The sequence below is a fragment of the bacterium genome, from assembly GCA_020440705.1.
Classification (GTDB): domain Bacteria; phylum Krumholzibacteriota; class Krumholzibacteriia; order LZORAL124-64-63; family LZORAL124-64-63; genus JAGRNP01.
In genome coordinates this window covers 87118-105776 of the sequence record JAGRNP010000001.1, presented here as the reverse complement: position 1 = coordinate 105776, position 18659 = coordinate 87118, and the positions used below count along the sequence as shown (strand labels likewise).

Here is an 18659-nt window from a genome sequence, read left to right as displayed (position 1 = left end):
CCCTTCGCACCGGACCCGGACGCCCGAAGGAGCGAGATCATGAGATACCTGACGAACGGAACCGCAACCGCAGTCGCGCTGGCCCTGCTCGCGAGCACCCTCCTGGCCGTCGAGGCCGACGCCCGCGTCGTTCTGGCGACCCGGGGTCCGAGCTACCACGCGGCGCCGTCGACTCATGAGATCGTTCTGGAAGGGGGCCTGGCGGAACCCATGGGTGACCAGGACGAACCCTACTTCGACTCCCTGGTCGGGTTCGGGTCCGGCACCGGCTACCAGCTCGGGGCCCGCTGGCGCCAGTACCTGGGCGAATTCTTCGCCGTCTCACCCGTTTTCCAGTACACGCGGTTCGGCACCGACACCGGGGTCAACGGTGGTATCCCCTACTACCGGCGCACCTCGATGTACCGCTACGGCGTCGACTTCCACGCCTTTGCCGGCGGCGGCGGCTCGCCCATGCGGCTCTTCCTGACCGGCGGCGTCGCCCTGGCCAACAACCGGCTGCGGGACGAGGACGACATCTCGTATTTCCAGTCGTCGGTGAATGCGCCCGCCTACAGCGCCGGCATCGGCCTCAAGATGCGCAACGTCGAACTGGTGGGGGAGTACACCTACAACCGCTTCGACACGTCCAAATTCGATCCCGACGGCATCCAGCGCAGCTACAACTGGGACTACCTGATCGTCCGCGCCGGCATCAGTTTCGGCCGTTGACAGCCGCCGGAAACCCCGCTAATTTGGATACGTATATCTAATTCCGGCTTCGCCCCTCCAGCCGAGGATGAGGACGTGTTCTCTCTGACCATCGAATACGCCATGCGCGCGGTCCTCGCCCTGGCCGCCGGCGACGGCTCGCCGATGACCACCAAGTCCATCGCCGCGATGATGAAGGTGCCGCAGAGCTACCTCTCGAAGGTGCTGCAGTCGCTGGTGCGGGGCCGGCTCGTCTACTCGACCCGCGGCCTGAACGGCGGCTTCGTGCTGGCCCGGGATCCGGCCGAGATCTGCATGCTCGACATCATGAACGCGGTCAGCCCCATCCAGCGCATCGAATCGTGTCCCCTCGATCTCGAAGCCCACAGCTCGGCCCTGTGTCCGCTGCACCGCCGCCTCGATCAGGCCATGGCCCATGTGCAGGAGGCGTTCGCCGGGACCACGCTCGCCGAGCTGCTCTCCGAAGAGAACCCCTGCCCGACCATGCAGAAGCAGCTGCAGGTGCTGGCTCCGCTCGAGGATCTCTCCTAGACGGAATCCCCCGTCCCGACCCGGGGAGTGGCCGCCGCGGCGGCGACGATCCGCGCCCCGGCGGCCTCGATTTCCGCGGCCGTCGTCATGCGGCCGAGGGAGAGGCGCAGCGTCCCCACCGCCACGTCGCGCGGCACGCCCATGGCCTGGAGCACGTGGGAGACATGGATCGCGTCCCCGTGGCACGCCGCCCCGGCCGACACCGCCACGTCGGGCAGCCGCGCCATGATCTCGCCGGCGATGCGGGCGGGAAAGCCGACGCTGAGCGTGTTCGGCAGACGGGGCGCGCGGGCGGCATGGACCACGGCGTCGGGCTGCCCCGCGGTGATGATGGTCGCCAGGCGATCGCGCAGGTTGGCCAGGCGGTGTCCTTCCGATGCCACGTCGTCGGCGGCGAGCTCGCAGGCGACCCCCAGCCCCACGATCGCCAGCACGTTCTCGGTGCCGGGGCGACGGCCCTGCTCGTGGCCGGCGCCGAACATGAGGTTCGCCACCGCGACCCCGGAACGCAGCACGAGCGCCCCGACCCCTTTCGGCCCGTACAGCTTGTGGCCCGCGAGAGAGATCATGTCGACGCCGAGATCGTCGAGCCCGACGGGGACCTTGCCGACGGCCTGGGCGCAGTCGGTGTGGGAGAGGATCCCGCGGGCGCGGGCGAGGGCCGCGATCTCGGCCACGGGCTGCAGGGTGCCCACCTCGTTGTTGGCCAGCATCACCGACACCAGGAAGGTGTCGGGGCGGCATGCGGCGGCGACCGCGGCCGGGTCGACGCGACCCTGGTCGTCCACGCCGACGTATGTCGTCTCGACGCCGAAGTCGGCCAGGTGGCGGCAGGCGGCCGTGATGGCGGGATGCTCGACGGCCGTGGTGACCAGGTGGCCGCCCCGGGGTGCGCGCAACCGGGCCGCGCCGATCAGCGCGTGGTTGTCCGCTTCGGTGCCGCCACCGGTGAAGACGACTCCCGCCGGGTCGGCCTGCAGCAGGGCCGCGACCCTGGCGCGCGCGCCTTCGACGGCCGCGCGGGCGCGCCGGCCCCAGGCGTGACCGCTGCTGGGGTTGCCGAAGGGCTCCCTGAGGAAGGGCGCCATGGCGTCGGCCACGCGGGGATCCGGCGGCGTGGTGGCGTTGTAGTCGAGATAGATCGGCGAGTCGCTCATGGCTCTTCCTTTCGCGGGCGACCGGGGCTGGGGCCCATCGTACCGCCGCCGGCGGTCGGCCACCACCCCGGGCCGCGTTCCCGCGTGACTTCGGCACCCGGTCTGACTATCCTGCCTCCCATGCCGCACCTTCGCTTTCCCCGCTTCCGCGCGGCGCGGATCCGACTGCTGGTCCTGTGCTGCTGCTGCGTCCTGCCCGCCATCGGGCGGGACGCCGGCGCGCATGCGGCCGACACCACCGACTGGGGCGGGTTCCGGGGCTGGGAACTGACGACGTTCCGCCTCGAGGGGGCGCCGCCGGCCCTGAGCGGCGATCTCGAACGCGGCCTCGCCCTCAGCGGCCAGTGGAAACTGCTGCAGGGCCGCAAACGCCCTCCGTTCGCCGCCCGCACCCTGGCCGAGGATCTGGCCCGCATCCGGCTCTTCCTGGCCGCCCGGGGCTACCCCGCGGCGGGACCGGTGCCGGAGGCGGTCGCCGTTTCGCGCGAGAAGCGGCAGCTGGGGCTCGTGATCCACGTCAACCCGGGCGACCCGGTGCGCGTCGGGGCCCTGACCTACGCGGGCTGGCCGGACGGCGTCGCCGTGCCCGACACCACTGGTGCCGCGATCCTGGCCGTGGGGGACATCGTCACCGACGAGGACCTGGCCACCGGTCAGCTCGGCCTGCGCACCTACCTGCGCAACCGGGGCTTCGCCAAGGTGGCGGTGCGGCACGATCTGCGGCCGCTCGGCCGCGGGCGCGCGGGCGTCGACTACACCATCGCGGCGGGTGATCGCTACCGCATCGCGCGGGTCGCGGTGGAGGGGTGCAGCGACGATCTGGTCGGCCTGGCCCACCGCGTGATCGACATCGCGCCGGGCACGGAGTACGCCGAGCGGCGGCTGGCCGACGCGGCCATGGATCTGCGCCTGACCCAGCTCTTCCGGCGGGTGGAACTGGAGACGACCGAGACGGCGCCCGGCGAGCTGCTGCTGACGGCCCACCTGGAGAACGGCCGCATGCGCAGCTGGGACGCGGCGATCGGCACGTGGTCGGACAACCCCTGGATGATCAAGTCGGACTGGGTCGACCGCAACCGCTTCGGCGGCGGCGTCGGCTACCTGCTGCGAGGCGAGCTCGCCACCCATGAAAGCCGTTTCGGCGCCGGCCTGTTCTGGCTCGGCTGGCTCTCGCCCCGCGCCCGCACGCAGCTTTCCCTCGACCGCATCGTGGAGGACGAGGACGCCTACGAGTCGTTCGAGTACCGGCTCGCCCTGGTGCAGAGCTTCCGCCCGCGGGGGCGCGACATTCTCAACCTCGGCACGGCCGTTTCGGAGAACCGGATCAAGGAGAAGGTCGCCGACAGCACCGACACCCCCGAGGCCCAGGGCCGCCTGTGGGAATTCTGGATCGACCGCAAGTGGGACCGCACCGACGATCCCATCGCCCCGTCGCGCGGCGGCTGGCTCAAGGTCTCGCTCACCACGTCGGAGCCGTGGCTCGTGTCCGAGGTGCCCTACTCGGCGGCGCAGGTCGACGCCGCCCGCTATCTCGGTGTCGGACGCGGACTGGTCTTCTCCCCGCGGGTGCGGGCCGGCATCGCGCGTTCGATGAAGTCGGACCGCGATGTCATCGCCAACCGCCGCTACCACGCCGGCGGCTACAACTCCCATCGGGGCTACCGGCGCCGGGCCCTCGGGCCGCGCGACGATGCGGGCAACCCGCGCGGCGGCGAAGTCGTGCTCCTGCTGAGCGGCGAACTGCGCTTCCCGCTGCCCTGGCTCTTCGAGGGGGCGGTCTACGTCGACGGGGGCAACGTCTGGGCCGAGGTGGGCGACGTGGATCTCGGCACGTTCCCGGTGGCGGCGGGGGTCGCCCTGTCGCTGCGCAGCCCCATCGGGCCGCTCCGCGTCGGGTTCGCCCGCAACATCGCCGACCAGGTCGCCGGAGAACCGCGCGAACTGTGGCACTTCGGGATCGGGTATCCATGGTGAGCCGGATGCGGCAGTGGGGCGGCGCCGCGGGGCGCGTGCTGGGCTCGCGGCCGGTGCGGATCGCCCGGCGGGCGGGGCATTACGGCCTGGTCGCGATCATGTGGACGATCGTGGCCGTGGCGGTGCTCGTCGGGGCCGTCCTGCAGAGCGGCGGGGTGCGCTCGCGACTGGCCGGCGCGGCGCTGCAGATGGCGGCGCCCCGACTGCCCGGCGAGGTCGCGGTGGGGGAGATCGCCTGGCCCGAGCTGGGGCATCTGCGCCTGACGGACGTCGTCTGGACGGGGGGCGCGGCCGCCGACACCCTGCTCGACCTCGCCCGGCTCGAGCTCTGGTGCGACCTGCAGGCCCTCAGACAGGAGGACGTGCGGATCGATTCGCTGCGGGTGGACGTCCGGTGGCTCGATGCACCGGCCTCGGTGGAGCTCCTCGGATCGCTCGCCGACACGAGCGCGAGCGCGGCCCCCGATACGGCCGCGGCGACGCCCACCTTCCCGCGGCCGGGGGCCATCCCGGGCGTGCCCTCGCTGGCCCTCGGCGACGGGCGATTCGCCCTCGGCCGGGCGCGGCTCACGCCCACCGAGCAGGTGCGGAACGTCGTGCTGCGGACCGAGGTCGAGGCGGGCGCGGGACACGAGGGGCGCCTCCGCGTGCGGCACCTGGGCGGCACCTTCCGCAGCGCCCTGCTCGACAGCGTCACCGGGGAAGCCTGGGAGATCGTGCTCGGCCACCTGGGCGTGGGGCTCTCGCTGTCGGACGCGGGTGGCGACGAGGGCCTCGTTGCCGCGCGGCTCGACAGCCTGAACGTGCAATTCGACCACGTCGGCGCGGTGGGCGCGCCGTCGCCGGAGAGCGGTGCGGGAGGCTTGCGGACCCGGCGCCCGCTGCAGCTGCACAACACCGGCCGCCTCGAGCGGACCGCGGCCGGACTGGCCGGGCACCTGGTCAGCGACTTCGTGCTGCCCGGGCCGGCCGACGTGGCCGTGCTCCTGCCCGCCGGGTTCCCCGCCGAGGAGTTCGGCCGCCTGCACGGGCGGCTGCGCGTCGATGCCGACGTGGCCCGACCCCTGATCGCCGTGGATGTCGATCTCGATCTCGGGGCGACCGATTGGCTCGAGGCGGGTCGGCTCGTGGCATCCAGCCGGGCCGACGTGGAGCAGGTCATGGCCGGCGACCGCCGTTCGGCGGTCGTGCAGCTGGACACCCTCGCCCTGGCCTGGCAGGGGGCCAGCATCGCGGCGGCGGGCCGCTTCGTCGCCGACACCCTGGACTTCGATCTCGTGGCCGGTCTCGAGGGGACCCGCCTGGCGGAGATCCTGGCGCCCCGCGCGGCGGCCCGGGTCGATTCCGGGACCGTCTCCCTGCGGGTGGGGCTCGCGGCCGCCGGCACGCTGTTCGATCCGACGGTGTCGTTGCAGGGCGAAGGGCGGTTCCGCACTGACGAGGCGAGTCTGCCCGCCCTGCGGCTGGCGGCCCGGGGCACGCGGGATGGCGGCCGGCTCGAACTGCATCTGCCCGAAGGGCTGGCCTGGGGCGAGACCCGCCTCGACAGCCTGGACGTCGGCCTGGACGTGGCCCGCAGCGCCGGCGATTCCCTGCGGGCCGACTTCGCCGTCGGCGTCTGGTCGGGGGCCCTGCGCGCCCAGACCGCCGGCTCGGCCCATGTCGATTCGCTGGGTCTCGCGCCGGTGCGGACCCTCAGCCTGGACAGCCTCGTCGTGGCCGACGGCGACCACCGCATCCGGCTGCGGGAGCCCGTGCGCGTCGTGCACGGACCGCAGCCGGGCGACCTGGACGTGTCCACCCTGGCGCTCACGGGCGAACCGGGTCTGGTGGAACTGACGGCGCGCGCCCGGAGCGACACCCTGGCCCTGACCGCCCTGGTCGATCTGGATCTGCCCGAGGCGCTCCTGCAGCGCCTGGCCCCGGCGGAGTTCTGGTCGGCGGACGGCGGCCGCGACGTGACCGTGGACGCGTCGCTCGCCGTGTCGGGAACGCGCCGGTCGCCCGAACTCGCGGGCGACGCCCAGGTGCGCCTGGTGCCCCACCGGGACGAGCCCAACCTGGGGGCCGACCTGACGTTCTCCCTGGCTGCGGGCGACTCGGCCGGCGTCGTGGCCGACATGGCGATCGTCTCGGCCGACACCGCCGGACTGGCGGCGCGGCTGGTCGTGCCCGGGCGGCTCGACCCGCAGACCGGGCGCTGGCTCATGGACCCCGATCGCCCCACCCGGCTCGACGTGCCCGAGCAGCAGCTCGGCCTGTCCCGGTTGAACCGGCTGCTGCCCGACGATGTGTCCCTGTCCGGCCTGTTCACGGTGGCCGCCACGGCCGTGGTCGGCGTCGCGAACGGCGGCGATGGGGCCGGGGCGGACTCGCTGGCGACGGAACAGGCCCCCCGGTTGACGGGGACCGTGGACGGTCGCCTCGCCACGCCGAAGCTCGAGATCCGGCTGCCGTACCGATCGCGGCTGGAGCTCCGCACGGACATCGCGCTTGCGGGGCCGCTGGCCGACCCGCGCGTGAGCGGGACGATCGAAGTGCCGTCGGCGTTCTTCCGCATTCCGGAGCTCCCGAAGGCGCTGCATCCGACCGAGGGGCAGCCGGCGCTGTGGGCGCTGGCGGCGGCCGACTCGGGAGCGGCGGCGGCGGACACGGTCGCGGTCTTCGTGCGGCCCGAGGCGAAGGGACCCGTGCTGGAAGCCAAGGGACCGGCCGTGCTGCCTGACCTCGACCTGAAGGTGACCATTCCGGGCAACTTCCGCGTCCACGGCTACGGGCTGGACGTCGAGCTCGCGGGTGACCTGCAGGTCGACCGCGGTCACGACGAGGACGGCCGTCCCCAGCCCCGGATCGTCGGCGACGTGCGGGCCGTCGAAGGCACCCTGCAGTTCATGAACCGGGTCTTCCGCGTCGAGCGGGGGGACATCGGTTTCCACGGCGCGGTGCCCGCCGATCCGGTGCTCGACATGTTGCTCGAGGCCGACGTCTCGGGCACCCTCGTGCGGATCGCGGTGACCGGGACGGCGGCGGATCCCCAGGTGACGCTGAGCTCCGAGCCCGAGTACGAGGAGCAGGACATCGTGGCGGTGCTGCTCTTCGGTCGGCCCATGAACGAGCTCGACACCGACCAGCGCGGCGGCGTGCGCCAGGAGGGCGACGCCGGCCAGCAGCTGCGACAGAACATGGCGGCCCTGGCCATGGTCTTCGGCACCGCGGGACTGCAGAACTCGGTCTCGGAGACCTTCGGCGTGGACATGGTCGAGGTCGGTTCGGGATCCGAGGGCGACAGCACCCTCATGGTCGGCAAGTTCATCGCGCCGAACCTGATCCTCAAGTACAACCACAGTCTCGAGAAGAGCGGCACCTACTTCCTGACCATGGAGTACGCCCTGACGCGGATCTTCAAGCTGGTCTCGACCTACGGGCAGGGTGAGGAGGACTCGGGACTGGAACTGCGCTGGAGCAAGCGCTACTAGAAGGCCGAGACGCAAAAAAGCGAGTCGCAAATAGTCGAGTCGCCAAAAAAAGCCGCCCCGGGCGAAGGGGGCGGCTTTTCTCGTTGCAGTCTCCGTCCGATGCGGGCACCGGGCCGGGTGTGCAGTGGGGGAGGCTGGGCGAATCGGCGAGATGAGGCAGCGAGTTGTCGGTCACGGATGTCGATTCTGACGCAGGATTCGGGATTAGCCTCCCCGGAACTGCAACGCGGGAGACAGTATCAGAATCTCTGACGTTTGGAAAGAAATATTAGCCAAGTTGCAGGAAAAATGATCCAGGTGCTGCAAATTTTGGCGCCCTGGTGCCATCAATACCGCAATTTTCCAACCATTTAGCTCTGCGCAAGCCAGACCATGACCCCGTGCGTGGCGACCGCCACCGCGGCCGCGGCCGGTTCGGGGCAGGCCGGTTCGCACCAGCCGCCGGCCGCCGCGTCGGCCGTGTCGACCAGCCGCAGCCAGCGCTTCCCGGCCGGAGGCGCGGGCAGGTGGAAGGTCGTGGGTCCGGGCTCGGAGTTCATGGCCACCAGCAGGTGGGCGCCACCGGTGGGCTCGACGATCTCCCAGGCCAGATGACGCGAGGTGGGCGACCAGTCGGGCCGGCCCGGCTCGCGGCCGTGCCAGGCGATGTCGCCGGTGTGGCCGGGACCGGTGGCGGACCAGAACCGGCGGCGCGCCAGGACCGGATGGTGGTTGGCGAGCCGGGCGAGGCGGCGGGTGAAGGCGACGAGTCCGGCGTTGGTGCGGGCGAGGCTCCAGTCGTGCCAGTTGAGGTCGTTGTCCTGGCACCAGGGGTTGTTGTTGCCCCGTCTGGTCTGCCCCCACTCGTCGCCGCCGCAGAGCATGGGCACGCCGTGGGAAAGGAAGAGCAGCACGAGGAAGTTGCGCACCCGACGCTCGCGCAGGGCCATCAGTTCCGGATCGTCGCTCGGGCCCTCGACGCCGCCGTTCCAGCTGAGGTTGGCGTCGGAGCCGTCGCGGTTGGCTTCGCCGTTGGCCTCGTTGTGCTTCCGCTCGTAGGACACGAGGTCGTGCAGGGTGAAGCCGTCGTGGCAGGTCACGAAGTTGATGGTGTCCGCGGCGGTGGCGCCGGGGCGGCCGAGCAGGTCGGGGCTGCCGACGATGCGGGCCATGAGTTCCTCGATGACGCCGGCGTCGCCCTTCAGGAAGCGCCGCGCCGCGTCGCGGAACGGGCCGTTCCACACGGCGAAGCGGTCGCCGGGGAAGTCGCCCACCAGGTGCAGGCCGCCGGTGTCCCAGGGCTCGGCGATCAGGCGCGTGTCGGCGAGGACGGGATCGGCCTCCATGGCTCCGATGAGGGGCGGCCGGGCGAGCGGCGCGCCGTCCACGTCGCGCACGTGGGTCGCGCCGAGGTCGAAGCGGAAACCGTCGACGTGCAGGTGGCGCACCCACCAACGCAGCGAGTCGAGGATGAGCCGCCGTCCGACCGGGTGGTTCGCGCTGATCGTGTTGCCGCAGCCGGTGTAGTCGCGGTAGCGGCCGGTCGCGGCGTCGCGCAGGTAGTAGCCGTCCTCGTCGCAGCCCCGCCAACTGAGTTCGGGGCCGTCGGCGCCCGCCTCGGCGGTGTGGTTGTAGACGACGTCGACGTAGACCTTCAGGCCCGCGGCGTGCAGGGCGCGCACCATGTCGCGGAACTCGTCGAGCACGCGGGCGGGGTCCGGATCGCGGGCGTAGAGGGGATGCGGCGCGAACCACGACAGCGGGCTGTAGCCCCAGTAGTTGCGGCGGCCCGCGGGGGCGTCGAGCGGGTCGTAGGCGGCGACCGGCAGCAGCTCGACGGCCGTGACGCCCAACTCGACCAGGTGGTCGGCCCGCGCGGCCAGGCCGGCGTAGGTGCCGCGCAGGTCGGGCGCCAGCCCGCTCGAGGGATCGGCGGTGAAGGCCGCGGCGTGCACCTCGTAGATGAACTCACGGCCGACGGTCCGCGGGGGGGCGTCGTCGCCCCAGTCGTAGGCGTCGGGATCGAGGACCACGCTGCGCAGGGCGACCGGGGTGTTGTCCGGCAGCTTGCGCAGGGCCTGCCGGTCGTAGCGGTTCCAGCCGGCGACACCCAGTCCGCGGGGGTCCAGGAGAGCCTGCACGGGCCGCGCGACGGCACCGGGCGGGGTCAGCACCCAGTTGTAGCACTGACCCGGGCCGGCGTCGGGCACCACGACGCTCCAGACGCGGCCGTGGCGGTCGCGCTGCGGATCGAGCTCGATCACCCGGTCGGGGAGCGCGGCGTCGGCGTCGGGAAACAGGAGCAGGCGGGCGCCGCCCCCGGGGGCCGCGTCGAGGGCGAAGCGGACGCCGCCGGGTACGGGCCGCGCGCCGAGTCGGCCGTCGAAATGGGGGCTGGGGGACAAGGGGCGCTCCTTCGGGGCGGGGTCCGGGTCGGGAAACGGGCCCATGATAGGCCCGATCGGCCGCCCGGTCACGGGGAATGCGGGCAAAGGGCCCGGTTCGGCGATCCGGGGGTAAACCCGGCCGGTTTGCTGCCGATGGTAACGGGGAGAACGTGTGCAGGCGGGCGCCGGGGGCGCTCCGGAACCGATTTCCGACCCGTGCGAGGCGGGGATGTCCATGCTCTTCGAGTCCCTCAACGCGATGATCCAGGCGGGCGAGGAAGCCCTGCACGAGAGCTGCGGGCTGTCGGTGCTGGGCTACGGCGTGTCCCTGCTCCAGCAGGGCAGCCTCACCTTCCCGTCCCACGCGGAACTGCAGATCCGCAACGGGCCGTTGCAGCGGGTGCACATGGGCATGGACGCGGCCCTGCGGGACCACGTGATGGCCGTGGGGGCGGGCGCGGATGGCGGCACCGACGAGAGTTTCGCCGCGACCTATCTGCGGTTGCTGCTCGGCAAGCTCGATGCCCGCAATCCCCGCGGCGAGGTGACCGGCCTGGATGGCGGCCCCACGACGCTGATCTCCCGCGGCCGCCGCAGCTTCGGGCTCCGGCTGGAGACCGAGGTCGGGCAGTTGTTCCTGCTCACGGAGGCGCCGTCGCGCCTGGAGCTCGAGCTTGCGCGGGGCGGCGACTACCTGACGGCCATGGAGTCGAGCTACCTGCCCGCAGGGTGGGAGTCGCGCGACCGCATCGATTCCCATCTGGCCATGGAGAACTTCCTCCTCTTCGTGCGCAAGGTCGAAGTCGACGTGGCGCTGGAGACGGGCGGGGACCGGGACACGCCCTGGCACGGCCTGCTCCTCGGGCCGGGAACCCTCGATGGCGAACCGTGCCTGACCTTCGTGGTCGAACTGGGCACGTCCCAGCCGCCGACTCCCGAAGTGGGCCAGGAGCTGTGGGCTTCGGTGGGCATCCGCGACCGCTCGTTGCGCTTCCCCCTGGTGCTGCTCGGGCGCGGATACCACACCCTGGAGTCCGGCGCCGACATTCCGGTGGCGTATTTCCAGGCGCCGCAGCACGCGCTCATCTCGCAGCAGCGGCTCGCCTTCCGGATTCCGCTGGAGAATGCGATCCGGGTCGAACTGCGTCGCAACGACGAGATGGCGTCGCCCTGGAACGATGTCGATCACGCCGCGCCGCCCCTCTTCGTCGGCGAGATGGCCGACCTCAGTTTCAGCGGCGCCCGCCTGGTCGCCGACGAGCAACCCGGGCTCGAGGCCGTCGAGCTGAACAGCTGCGTGAGCTGCCACATCCACTTCCCCGACCGCGATGCGCCCCTGGTGCTTCTGTCGGCGGTGCGGCGCTCGACGGCCCGCCTCGTCGACCGCAACACGCGGCGGTTCGAGGTCGGGCTCGAGTTCCTGATCTCCCAGGACGCCGACCGCGGGGCCCTGGACGCGATCCGGGAGTACGTCCTCGCCGAGCAGAGGGCCCGCCTGGCCAAACGCATCCACGTGGCCGGCGTCTGATCCGGCCCCGGACCGCCATCGGACGCGACCGCCCGGCGGTCGCTTTTTTTCGGGCACCGGCAGGCGTTCGCCGGGTTGACCGGATCCCCGGCCGGGCTTACCGTGATGGCACCCCCCCGGCTCCCGCTTCCCTGGCACCGCTCCCGGAGTGCGCTGATGCTCGACCTGCAGAACCTGAACGACCATTCCCGCCAGTTCGCCATGCGCCTGTTCCGGCGCTGGCCCGAGTGGCACCGCCTGTCCCGCTTCGATCCGTACGAGGAATTCGAGAAGGAGGCCCTGCTCGTCGAGGTGCCGCGCCCCAGGGACGGCTCGAGCCACGGCCTGTTCATCACCACCAGCGAGTGGGAGATCTCGATCGGGTTCGGCGAGAGTTTCCACACCCGCTTCGGGTCGGACGGGTCGGACGATCCCGGCAGCTTCTACGACGAGGCCATGGCCTTCCTGGAAGGCTTCGTGGCGGAGCGCATCGTCGTCGCCGTGGCCTTCGAGGACGGCGAGTGGCTGGGCAGCTGGCGGATCGACCTGGCGCAGGAGTCCCTCGACGACGTGCAGCCGGCGCCGGGCGAGACGGTGCGCGTCCGCTCGTGGCTGGGCACCTGGGACCGCGACCTCACGGGCTGACCGTCAGTTCTTGAATCCCCCGCCCAAGCGCCCTATCCTGTTGCGGTTCCGGGCGTCGCCGCCTTTTTCCGTATCCCGAACCGGGCAGCCACCATTTGAGCGCATCCCCCTACAGCCGCGCCGTGCTGATCGTCAACCCCGTGGCCGGGCAGGCCCGGGGTCTGCGCCTGGGCCAGCAACTGCGGGGATCGTTCGAAGCGAAGGGGGTCACCTGTTCGGTGCGGGTCACCAGCGGCCAGGGCGACGCCATGCGCTGGTCGCGGGGAGCGGCCGACGACGGCTTCGATCTCATCGTGGCCATCGGAGGCGACGGGACGGTGGGCGAGGTGGTTTCCGGGCAGGCGCGCACCGAGCGCAAGGTGCCCATCGCCGTGGTGCCGGTGGGGACGGCCAACGTCGTCTCGCTGGCACTGGCCCTGCCGTGGTTCCCGGGCATGGCCATCACCAACATCCTGGAGAGCCGCGTGCTGGCCTTCGACGTGGGCTTCCTGCCCGAGCACGACCGGCACTTCTTCCTCATGGCGGCCATGGGCTATCCGGCCAAGGTGATCCAGGATTCGCCGCGTCGCCTGAAGAACCTCTTCGGTGTCTTCACCTACCTCTGGGCCGGGGTCCGCAACGCCCTGAACATGGACGAGGTGAAGATCGTCATCGAGGCCGACCGGGGGGAGGTGCACGAGTTCGAGGGCAACACCATCCTGCTGTCGAACATCGGCAAGATCGGCGACATCAACCTGAAGGTGACGCCCGACACGAGCGCCCACGACGAGCGTTTCGACCTGACGGTGATCTCGAGCCGCTCCCTGTGGGACCTCGTCGCCGTCCTGTTCCGCATGCTCACCTGGCGCTACAGGCCCACGCCGCGCCTGCACCATTTCCAGGCCCGGGAGGTGACCATCGCGACCCAGCCGCCGGTGGCCGTGCAGATCGACGGGGAGGAGATGGGGCAGACGCCGTTGCGGGCGGAGATCATCGCGGGCGGCGTCAAGCTGATCGTGGGCAAGCGGTACCGGGAGAACCCGGAGCAGCGGGGCTTCCTGGACGACCTGAACTGGAAGAACCTGTGGCAGCGCAGCCGGAAGTAGCACTGGCGCGATTTGCCGCCCGCATGGGGATTCCGTATCTTTCCTGCAGCTGATCGGTTCCCGCTGGGTGCAACACACGACGCAGTCCCGTTTCCGAAACGCACCATGCAGAAGAACCGACCCATGCATCGGGAGGGCTCCGGCTCTCCCTTTTTTTGTGCCCGTCAGCCGGGGCGGCGGTCGTGGCGGACGAGGAACGTCAGGCCGTCGTCGCCTTCGTCGGAGGCCGCGGACGGCGTCTCCACAGGGGCCGGGGGCTGGGGCGCGACCGGCGCCGCGGGTGCGGGTTCGGGCGTGGGCGCCGGTTCCGACGCGGCGATCGGCGCCGACTCGGCTGCGGACTCCGCCCCCGGTTCAGGCTCCGGTGCGGGAGCGCAGGGTGCGACCTCGTGGCGGGGACCGGCGGCGTGGCCGGCGTGCCAGGCCAGGGTGAGCGAGCCGGCCAGGACCCGGGCGGCGGGACTGTGGTCGCTCCACCAGCCGCAGGGGACCGGGGCGTCCGGACCGAGGTCGGCCGCCAGCCAGGCGCGATCGTCGACCACCAGCTGCAGGAAGTCGCGCCCCGGCAGGTCGCCCAGGCCGCTCAGGGGGCTGAAGACCGCGATCATGGCGTGCTCGGCCTGCATGGCCGCGGGGCTCAGGACGAGCACCTCGCGGTCGTCCGGCTCGGCGGCGGCCTCCAGTTCGGCGCCGATCTCGCGCAGGCATTCCTTGGCCCCGAAGACCACGGCGCGCCGCCCGCAGCCGGCCAGCAGCGTCCGGGCCCGGGCGAAGACGGCTTCCGGGTCGGCCAGGGCCAGGCCCACGGCTTCGGGGCGCTCCGGGGCGTCGCGCAGGTCCTCGAGGGCCGCGGCGGCGTCGCGGGCGTGGCGCACGAGCCGGGCGCGGATCCGGGCCGTGAAGACGTCCGGGGCGGTGGGGAGGTAGAGGCGGGGCTTGTCCTGGACCACGGCCATGGCGTCGCGGTGCACGAGCGCGGCGAGGATCTTGCCCACGTTGGCCGGGTCGCGGCCCATGGCCTGGGCCAGCTTGTAGCTGCTGACGGGTTCGCTGACGGCGGCCTGCAGGGCGGCGCAGTAGACCTCGGCCTCGGTGGCGGTCAGGCCCAGTTCACGCAGCAGGCGCACGGCCTCGTCGGTGGCGGGGGTTCCGGCGGTCATGGCGGGCTCCTTGTGGCGAGAAGCTCGATCCGGTCCTTGTTGTCATCGGACCACAATCATTCTCGCCGCGGCGGGGTCCGGCGGTCAAGACGGATTTGGGCGCGCCCCGGCGGTCGGATTGGCGCGCGAAGACGCGGCAGACTATTCTTTGGCCCGCCCGGGCGCCGGAAATGCCGCCGCCCCAACCGGACCCGTTCCCGTTTCGAGGTCGATCCGCATGCAGATCCGCAACGTCGCCATCATCGCCCACGTCGATCACGGCAAGACCACGCTCGTCGACCAGATCCTGCGCCAGTGCCACGTGTTCCGCGCCGGCCAGGAAGTGCAGGAGCGCGTGATGGACTCCAACGACCTCGAGCGCGAGCGGGGCATCACCATCACGTCGAAGAACTTCTCGATCACCTACCGGGACACGCGCATCAACCTGATCGACACCCCGGGCCACGCCGACTTCGGCGGCGAGGTGGAACGGGTGCTCAAGATGGCCGATGGCGTGCTGCTGCTCGTCGACGCCTTCGAAGGGCCCATGCCCCAGACGCGGTTCGTGCTGCAGAAGGCCATGCAGCTCGACCTGAAACCCGTGGTCGTGATCAACAAGGTCGACCGGCCGAGCGCCCGGCCGGACGAGGTGCTCGACGAGATCTTCAATCTCTTCCTCGAACTGAACGCGACGGACGAGCAACTCGACTTCCGCGGCGTGTACGCCGCGGGCCGCGACGGCTGGGCGGTGGGCGAACTGGAGGACGAGCGCAGGGACCTCAGCCCGCTGCTCGACCTCATCGTCGACCACGTGCCGGCGCCGAAGATCCAGGAGGGGCCGTTGCAGATGCTCGTGGCGGCCATGGACCACAGCGGCTACGTGGGCCGCATCGGCGTGGGCCGCATCGTGCGCGGCTCGCTCAAGGCGAAGCAGCAGGTCATGCTGTGCAAGCGGGACGGCTCGCAGGTGAAGGCCCAGGTGCGCCGGCTCTACGTGTTCGACAACCTGGGCAAGGCCGAGGTGGAGCACGTCGGCTGCGGCGACATCTGCGCGGTCGTCGGCCTCGAGGGCGTCGACATCGGCGACACCATCGCCGACGTCGAGATGCCGGAGCCGTTGCCCCTGATCGCCGTCGACGATCCGACCCTGAGCATGACCTTCCGGCCCAACGACAGCCCGGGCTACGGCCAGGAGGGCAAGTACGTCACCAGCCGCCAGGTGCTCGAGCGCCTGCTGCGCGAGACCGAGCGCGACGTGGCCCTGCGCGTGCAGGACCTGGGCGACGGCTTCAAGGTCTCGGGGCGCGGCATCCTGCACCTGTCGATCCTCATGGAGAACATGCGGCGCGAAGGCTACGAGTTCATGGTGGGCCAGCCCCAGGTGATCTACAAGGAGATCGGGGGCAAGAAGGCCGAGCCCATCGAGACCCTCAACGTGGACGTGCCGTCGGACCTCGCCGGCACCGTCATCGAGTACGCCGCCACGCGCAAGGGCGACATGGTCAACATGGAGCAGCGCGGGGGCCGCACCCTGATCACGTTCCACATCCCGAGCCGTGGCCTGATCGGTTTCCGCAGCCGGATGCTGCGGGCGACGGCCGGCGAGATCGTCATGCACCACCGCTTCCACGACTACCAGTACTTCAAGGGCTCGATCCCCGAGCGCACCAACGGCTCGCTGATCTCGATGGGGCCCGGCAAGGCCGTGGCCTTCGCGCTGGACGCCCTGCAGGACCGCGGCATCTTCTTCGTCGAAGCGGGCGACAATCTCTACACGGGGCAGATCATCGGCGAGAACACGCGCGACGACGATCTGGTCGTGAACGCCCAGAAGGCGAAGCAGCTGACGAACATGCGGGCCTCGGGCTCGGACCGGAAGATGCGCATCGCCCCGCCCCTGAAGATGAGTCTCGAGGAGGCTCTCGAGTACCTGAACCACGACGAGTATGTCGAGGTGACGCCCAAGTCGATCCGGCTGCGCAAGGCCCTGCTCGACGAGAACGACCGCAAGCGCGCGGCCAAGCGGGCCAAGCTCTCGACGGGCGAGGAGTAGTCCGGCCCGATCGGGCCGGATGCGGAAGGAGTTCGCGATGGTGCTGCTGGAGTTCGCCATGTTCCCCACCGACAAGGGGGCGAGCGTGAGCGAGTACGTGAAGCGCAACCTCGAGATCATCGACGACAGCGGCCTGCCCTACCGCCTCGGCCCCATGGGCACCTGCCTCGAGGGCGAGTACGACGAGGTGATGGCCGTGGTGAAGAAGTGCTACGAACGCATGAGCGCCGATTGCGGGCGCATCGCCTGCAACCTGAAGTTCGACTGGCGCCCCGGACCGGGCGGCCGCCTCGACGGCAAGGTGGCCACCCTGAAGGCCAAGACCGGCCGCGACCTGCGGACCTGATCCGGCCGTGCGCGTCGACCTGCAGCCGCCCGCCTGGGCCACGCACCTGTGGAGCGACCACACCGACTGGCGCAAGGCGCCGGTCCCGGTCGAGCGCCTGGCGCCCTTCGAGATCCCCGACGACGCCTACTTCGAGTACGCCTGGCAGGACGCCGACGGCGAGAAGCGGCCCGATCCGGACAACCCCAATCCGCGCCTGAATCCCTGGTGGACCTTCGCCTCGAACCTGATGGGGCCCGCCTACGCCCCCGACCGGTGGGTCGTCGAGGAAGGCGTCAAGCCCGCTGGACGCGTGCTGCGCCTGCGGGTGGAGACGGCCCGCTTCCCCGCGGCGCGCCAGGTGCTGGTGTACACGCCGGCGGGGCACGCCGACGCCGAGCTGCCGGCGGTGTGGTTCCAGGACGGCAAGGCCTACTTCGGCTGGGGCCGCGTGGCGCAGGTGCTCGATCGCCTCCTCGCCGCGGGCGAGGTCGCGCCGGCCCACCTCGTCTTCGTCACCCCCAACGACCGCACCCGGGAGTACGCCTTCAATCCGGACTACCTCGCGCACCTGGTCGCCGAGGTGCTGCCCGCGGTCGAGGCCCGCATCGCCGGCGACGGCCGGCGCACGGCGTGGGGCGCGAGCCTGGGCGGACTGTGCAGCGCCTACCTGGCCTGGGACCACCCGGAGCTCTTCCAGCGGGTGGTGGCCCAGTCCGGGGCGTTCCTCTTTTCGCCGGACATGGACCTGTCGTGGCCCTTCGAGGGCCGGGAGGCCTTCCGGCAGCGGGTCGAGGTCGAGGCCCCGCGGGACATCGCCTGGCACCTGGACTGCGGCACCCTCGAATGGCTGACCGGCAGCAACGAGCGGCTCGTGGCGGCCCTCGCGGCCGCGGGGATGTCGGCCCGCCTGGAACTGCGCGCTGCCGGACACAACTGGGTGAACTGGCGCAACGGTCTGGCCCGGGGGCTGCGCTTCGCCCTCGGCGCCGGGGCCTGATCCGGCCGGGGGCGGAGGCGCGAGCTGAGATGCGCGTCCGGAACGGATCCGGGGAAGCGATCGGTGCGGCTGCGTCGAGACACATTTCCCGAGACACGACCGAATCCTCTTGAAAAGACCCGTTCGAATGCCCATCCTTTTGCCAGAAGATAAACAGGCCCCCGGACGCGACCGGGCGGCCCCGCTCGCACCATCACCGTGGGGGAGAACCACATGCGCAAGATCATCCTCGTTTCCATGGCCCTGTGCTCGCTGCTCGCCGTCGCCGCCCAGGCCGACAAGGCCGAGACCGTCTACGGCCAGGGCGTCAGCGGGTCCGACACTGTGCTGGTGAGCACGCTGCTGGCCAACCCCGACGCCTACGTGGGCAAGACGATCCGCGTCAAGGGCACTGCCGTCGGCGTGTGCGAGCACCGCGGCTGCTGGGTGAACCTGGCTTCGGACGTCGAGGGCGAGACCGTGCGCGTGAAGGTGAAGGACGGCGTCATCGTCTTCCCGCCCGAGATGCTGGGCGACACCGTGCTGGCCGAGGGCGTCTGGACCGCCAACGAGCTCGACCTCGAGACCACGAAGAAGGTCTGCGAGATGGAGGCCAAGAAGGACGGCAAGGACTTCGACGCCGCGTCGGTCACCACCTGCATGACGCTGTACCAGCTGAGCGGCACCGGCGCCGTCGTCGCCAAGAAGTAG

The 18659-nt window shown here is 71.3% G+C and carries 14 protein-coding genes; 11 read left to right on the top strand and 3 right to left on the bottom strand.

The genetic code is table 11. The features are described 5' to 3' along the window. Window positions 1–39 precede the first annotated feature (39 nt). Both KDM41_00445 and KDM41_00440 read left to right on the top strand, forming a co-directional pair. On the top strand, window positions 40–711 hold the full coding sequence (locus KDM41_00445) for a hypothetical protein (GenBank protein ID MCB1181879.1): 672 nt from the start codon (window positions 40–42) through the stop codon (window positions 709–711). Between the two features lie 75 nt (window positions 712–786). Next, window positions 787–1242 (top strand): Rrf2 family transcriptional regulator, encoded by a 456-nt coding sequence (locus tag KDM41_00440; protein ID MCB1181878.1) that lies wholly within the window; start codon window positions 787–789, stop codon window positions 1240–1242. Here the strand turns inward: KDM41_00440 and KDM41_00435 are convergent. Further along, a complete protein-coding gene (locus KDM41_00435; GenBank protein ID MCB1181877.1) occupies window positions 1239–2399 on the bottom strand; it encodes a cysteine desulfurase in 1161 nt (386 codons plus the stop codon). The genes KDM41_00440 and KDM41_00435 overlap by 4 nt on opposite strands. A gap of 120 nt (window positions 2400–2519) precedes the next feature. Here KDM41_00435 and KDM41_00430 point away from each other — a divergent pair, with 120 nt between their 5' ends. Together KDM41_00430 and KDM41_00425 are read left to right on the top strand one after the other, a co-directional pair. Next, window positions 2520–4373: a BamA/TamA family outer membrane protein gene (locus KDM41_00430; protein MCB1181876.1), complete on the top strand. Its 1854-nt coding sequence runs from the start codon at window positions 2520–2522 to the stop codon at window positions 4371–4373. Beyond that, complete coding sequence (locus KDM41_00425) at window positions 4367–7849, top strand: translocation/assembly module TamB (GenBank protein MCB1181875.1); 3483 nt, start codon at window positions 4367–4369, stop codon at window positions 7847–7849. The genes KDM41_00430 and KDM41_00425 overlap by 7 nt, the downstream gene beginning before the upstream one ends. A 350-nt stretch (window positions 7850–8199) precedes the next feature. On the opposite strand, the gene KDM41_00420 is transcribed toward KDM41_00425, so the two are convergent. Beyond that, window positions 8200–10233 (bottom strand): glycogen debranching enzyme, encoded by a 2034-nt coding sequence (locus tag KDM41_00420; GenBank protein MCB1181874.1) that lies wholly within the window; start codon window positions 10231–10233, stop codon window positions 8200–8202. 211 nt (window positions 10234–10444) lie between these two features. Here KDM41_00420 and KDM41_00415 point away from each other — a divergent pair, with 211 nt between their 5' ends. The 3 genes from KDM41_00415 (at window position 10445) to KDM41_00405 (ending at window position 13452) form a co-directional block, all read left to right on the top strand. Further along, entirely contained in the window at window positions 10445–11743 is a 1299-nt protein-coding gene (locus KDM41_00415) for a PilZ domain-containing protein (GenBank protein MCB1181873.1), read from the top strand. A 156-nt stretch (window positions 11744–11899) separates the two neighbouring features. Continuing rightward, window positions 11900–12367: a hypothetical protein gene (locus KDM41_00410; GenBank protein ID MCB1181872.1), complete on the top strand. Its 468-nt coding sequence runs from the start codon at window positions 11900–11902 to the stop codon at window positions 12365–12367. Window positions 12368–12462: 95 nt separating this feature from the next. After that, window positions 12463–13452 (top strand): diacylglycerol kinase family lipid kinase, encoded by a 990-nt coding sequence (locus tag KDM41_00405; protein MCB1181871.1) that lies wholly within the window; start codon window positions 12463–12465, stop codon window positions 13450–13452. A gap of 164 nt (window positions 13453–13616) precedes the next feature. Here KDM41_00405 and KDM41_00400 read toward each other — a convergent pair whose 3' ends face one another. Then, complete coding sequence (locus KDM41_00400; GenBank protein ID MCB1181870.1) at window positions 13617–14612, bottom strand: hypothetical protein; 996 nt, start codon at window positions 14610–14612, stop codon at window positions 13617–13619. Window positions 14613–14829: 217 nt separating this feature from the next. Between KDM41_00400 and typA the strand changes: the two genes are divergently transcribed. The 4 genes from typA to KDM41_00380 all read left to right on the top strand — a co-directional run bounded on the left by typA (window position 14830) and on the right by KDM41_00380 (window position 18659). Continuing rightward, window positions 14830–16644 (top strand): translational GTPase TypA, encoded by a 1815-nt coding sequence (gene typA, locus KDM41_00395; protein MCB1181869.1) that lies wholly within the window; start codon window positions 14830–14832, stop codon window positions 16642–16644. A gap of 37 nt (window positions 16645–16681) precedes the next feature. Then, complete coding sequence (locus KDM41_00390; GenBank protein ID MCB1181868.1) at window positions 16682–16990, top strand: MTH1187 family thiamine-binding protein; 309 nt, start codon at window positions 16682–16684, stop codon at window positions 16988–16990. A 7-nt stretch (window positions 16991–16997) separates the two neighbouring features. Next, complete coding sequence (locus KDM41_00385) at window positions 16998–17969, top strand: esterase family protein (GenBank protein MCB1181867.1); 972 nt, start codon at window positions 16998–17000, stop codon at window positions 17967–17969. A 213-nt stretch (window positions 17970–18182) separates the two neighbouring features. After that, window positions 18183–18659, top strand: a complete 477-nt coding sequence (locus KDM41_00380; GenBank protein ID MCB1181866.1) for a DUF4920 domain-containing protein — start codon at window positions 18183–18185, stop codon at window positions 18657–18659.

Coding starts and splice junctions, on each gene's coding strand:
- KDM41_00445 (MCB1181879.1), top strand. CDS start 40: ATGAGATACCTGACGAACGGAACCGCAACCGCAGTCGCGCTGGCCCTG.
- KDM41_00435 (MCB1181877.1), bottom strand. CDS start 2,399: ATGAGCGACTCGCCGATCTATCTCGACTACAACGCCACCACGCCGCCG.
- KDM41_00430 (MCB1181876.1), top strand. CDS start 2,520: ATGCCGCACCTTCGCTTTCCCCGCTTCCGCGCGGCGCGGATCCGACTG.
- KDM41_00425 (MCB1181875.1), top strand. CDS start 4,367: ATGGTGAGCCGGATGCGGCAGTGGGGCGGCGCCGCGGGGCGCGTGCTG.
- KDM41_00415 (MCB1181873.1), top strand. CDS start 10,445: ATGTCCATGCTCTTCGAGTCCCTCAACGCGATGATCCAGGCGGGCGAG.
- KDM41_00410 (MCB1181872.1), top strand. CDS start 11,900: ATGCTCGACCTGCAGAACCTGAACGACCATTCCCGCCAGTTCGCCATG.
- KDM41_00400 (MCB1181870.1), bottom strand. CDS start 14,612: ATGACCGCCGGAACCCCCGCCACCGACGAGGCCGTGCGCCTGCTGCGT.
- typA (MCB1181869.1), top strand. CDS start 14,830: ATGCAGATCCGCAACGTCGCCATCATCGCCCACGTCGATCACGGCAAG.
- KDM41_00390 (MCB1181868.1), top strand. CDS start 16,682: ATGGTGCTGCTGGAGTTCGCCATGTTCCCCACCGACAAGGGGGCGAGC.
- KDM41_00380 (MCB1181866.1), top strand. CDS start 18,183: ATGCGCAAGATCATCCTCGTTTCCATGGCCCTGTGCTCGCTGCTCGCC.